Consider the following 3,276-nt stretch of genomic DNA (forward strand, 5'->3'; position numbering starts at 1 on the left):
GACAGCTAGTTTTAAGAATCATTTAATAAAAGTGATAGAGCACTGTAGTGAAAAAGTGTCTCGCTCGGAGAGTAGTTACACCCCGAGTGATTTTACTTCAGTACGCATAAGCCAGTCTTTACTGGATCGTCTACAATTTAAAGTAAAATAATTTTTTACTTTAAAAAAGGTGTGAGATATAAATATGAAAGAGCAATATTATTTATAAATGGTATATTGCTCTTTCAATTATAAGATTAATACAAAATATAAATTACTTCGTTTGTAGATTTAGATAAAAAGAAAAAGATAATCACTATTGAAAACTAGCATGCACAACTTTATTATAGCAAAACATATAATTATAGATAGTAATACCGAAATATATTTAATAAATATAAAAGATAACAATGTTGGTTATATTGATAAATCAATTATTCCTGCAAGTCAAATTGAAGAAATAAGTGAGTATAAATTTAAAATTGACTCAGATAAAAGATTATTAGCGCGCGTATTTCTATTTGAATATCTAAAAATTAAGTATAATATAAAAAATTTTGAATTAGATATTAATGAATATAATAAACCTTTCTTAAAAGTAGCCCCATCAATAAACTTTAGTTTTTCGTATTCAAAAAACTATATGTTAATAGGGATATCTAAAGAAAAAAAAATAGGAGTTGATATTGAATATATTAATCCAAAATTTAATATTAATGAAATAGCGCAAGAAATTATGTGTAAATCTGAGTTAGATTGGTTTAATTACTTTAAAGACACTTCTCTAAAGCGAATTTACTTTTTTCAATTATTTTCAGCTAAAGAATCAATTATAAAAGCATTTGGTATAGGTCTTTTTTATAATGTCAAAAAAATAAATACATTAGATAAAAGAATTTATAAATTTAAAAATACCCAATTTGAATATAAAGAATTAGGTTTGTGGATGAATGAATATTCTTTATCATTATCTATTGAAATAGCTAATGATAAATAGCTAAGGAATAAAAGGTTAAATAAAAAATATTGAAAAATAACATTTTACTACAAATAAAAATCTATACTAATTAAAAAAAGTGGTAGATAATTTCAAATCTACCACTTTAAATAAAAAATTATTTTTTAACTTTTTTAGCAGCTTCTTGCTGTTCCATTACTTCTTGAAGACGTTGTTGAAACTTACTTTGTTTTTTAGGCTCCTTTAATTTATTCTCCTGAATCTGAGCATGAATTCTATCACTGTCAACAATGTAATTCTTGATAACAAACATGATTCCGATAGTAATTAAGTTTGATATAAAGTTATACAAACTCAAACCAGCACCGTAAGTATTGAAGAAAACTAGCATCATTAATGGCGAAACATAAATCATAATTTTCATCATTTTTGCCATATCTGGCATACCTTCTTGTTGAGGCGCTGCCATTTGCTGATCTCCAGAAGTCATTTTCATATAAAAGAAAATAGCAACTGCTGCCAAAATAGGGAATAAACTAATGTGATCTCCATAAATTGGAATATTGAATGGTAATTTCACAACTGAATCAAAAGAAGATAAGTCGTCAGCCCAAAGGAAACTTTTCTGTCTTAACTCAAAAGCTGAAGGGAAGAACTGGAATGATGCATACATAAATGGAAGCTGAATCAATGCAGGAATACATCCTGCCATTGGGTTTACTCCTGCTTTGTTGTACAACTTCATTGTTTCCTGTTGTTTCTTCATTGGGTCTTTTTTAAATTTTTCTCCCAACTCTGTAATTTCCGGACGTAAAACTTTCATTTTAGCCTGAGACAAGAATGACTTATAGGTAATTGGCGACATGGCCAATTTAATGATAATGGTAAAGATGATAATCGCAATTCCTAATGATAATCCAATTGTTGAACTTAAAAATCCGAATAACGGGATAAAGACCCATTTATTTATCCATCCGAAGATTCCCCAACCTAATGGAATAATTTTTTCAAAGTTTTTATCGTATGATTTTAATACTTTATAATCAGATGGGCCAAAATACCAGCTCATTTTATAATCCAGCTCTCCGTTAGAGAAAGCTAAAGGAACGGTTGCTTTAAATTGTTTAATGTAAGCCGTATCGATTTTATCATCTTTAACTAAATCATCCGATTGCAGTTTCGATTTTTCGAATGGCTTATCAGTAGATAAAATTGTAGTAAAAAAGTGTTGCTTGAATGCGATATAACTCACTTTTACAGGAGTTTCTTCTTTTCCTACACCATTAGGACTTACTGAACTGTATTTCTCATCACCATACTGATATTCGATTTGAGCAAAACGTTTTTCGATAGATACACTTTTTTCATTTCTGTTTGTTTTTAAATCCCAAACTAAATCTAATGATTTAGCTGAATTTAAAACTTTATTCAATCCTTGAGAACGAATATCAAAGCCGATTAAATAATCGTTTGGTTTTAATATATATTTGTATTCTAAAAATTCGTTAGCTCCAGCTTTCAAACGCATAGTCAGGATTTGATCTGCACCGTTTTTAGTCAGGTTTGGCTCAAAAAACAAATCTTTAGAGTTCAAAGTTCTGTTATCTGTTGTTTGCAACTGAATATTTAGATTCGCATTATTGTCTTTGATTAGTTGTACTAATTGCCCCGAATGTTTTTCTAATCTTTTAAATTCTTTCAATGTAGCTTCAACTATATAACCACCTTTGTTAGCGATTTTAAGCTTAATCTTTTCGTTTTCTATAGTTGTAAAAGCTTCTTTTGCAGAAGGAAGTGTAGCAGAATAAGCAAAACTACCTAATGTTTTTTGCAATTGTGCCAATTGAACCGTATCTCCGGGAGTTGCAGCAGCAACTGGTAAAGCAGTTGTTTTAGTTTCATCAGCTTTTGCTTGTGCTTCTTGTTTAGCGACTAATTCTTTCTTGGCTTTTTCAGCAGCGATCTCTTTATCAGAAGGCTGGTTTTGGTACATAATCCAAATCAAAATTCCAAATATCAATACAAAACCAATGATTGAATTAAGATCAAATTTTTTTTCTTCCATGATAATTTTTTTTCTTTTAACAATATTGCTCAATTTAGAGACAATATGATTTTTAATTTTTAAGCGTCGTAATTCTGCAAAAAAGTAGCGAAAATACAATTATAAATTGAAAATATACTATTTGTAATTCATTATTTATGTTATTGATTGCAAATTCCGGTTATATTGATCACCCCATTCCGTTTTAAAGTGAGCACCTGATTCCAGTTCAAAATGACCACCTAATTCCGGAGCAAAATGACCACCTCCGTTTTGATTAAAAACTATATTTTTT

General features: G+C 28.9%; 2 protein-coding genes. One reads left to right on the plus strand and one right to left on the minus strand.

The features are described from left to right. The first annotated feature begins 298 nt into the window (after positions 1-298). Positions 299-976 carry a 4'-phosphopantetheinyl transferase family protein gene (locus ACN1CN_RS22615; protein ID WP_419137929.1) on the plus strand — a complete coding sequence of 226 codons (678 nt, stop codon included), beginning with the start codon at positions 299-301 and terminating at the stop codon, positions 974-976. Positions 977-1,094: 118 nt separating this feature from the next. Here the strand turns inward: ACN1CN_RS22615 and yidC are convergent, their stop codons facing one another. Then, positions 1,095-3,002, minus strand: a complete 1,908-nt coding sequence (yidC, locus tag ACN1CN_RS22620) for a membrane protein insertase YidC (RefSeq protein ID WP_419137931.1) — start codon at positions 3,000-3,002, stop codon at positions 1,095-1,097. Between the last annotated feature and the right edge of the window lie 274 nt (positions 3,003-3,276).

It is taken from the genome of Flavobacterium sp. T12S277, from assembly GCF_048514875.1.
Lineage (GTDB): Bacteria > Bacteroidota > Bacteroidia > Flavobacteriales > Flavobacteriaceae > Flavobacterium.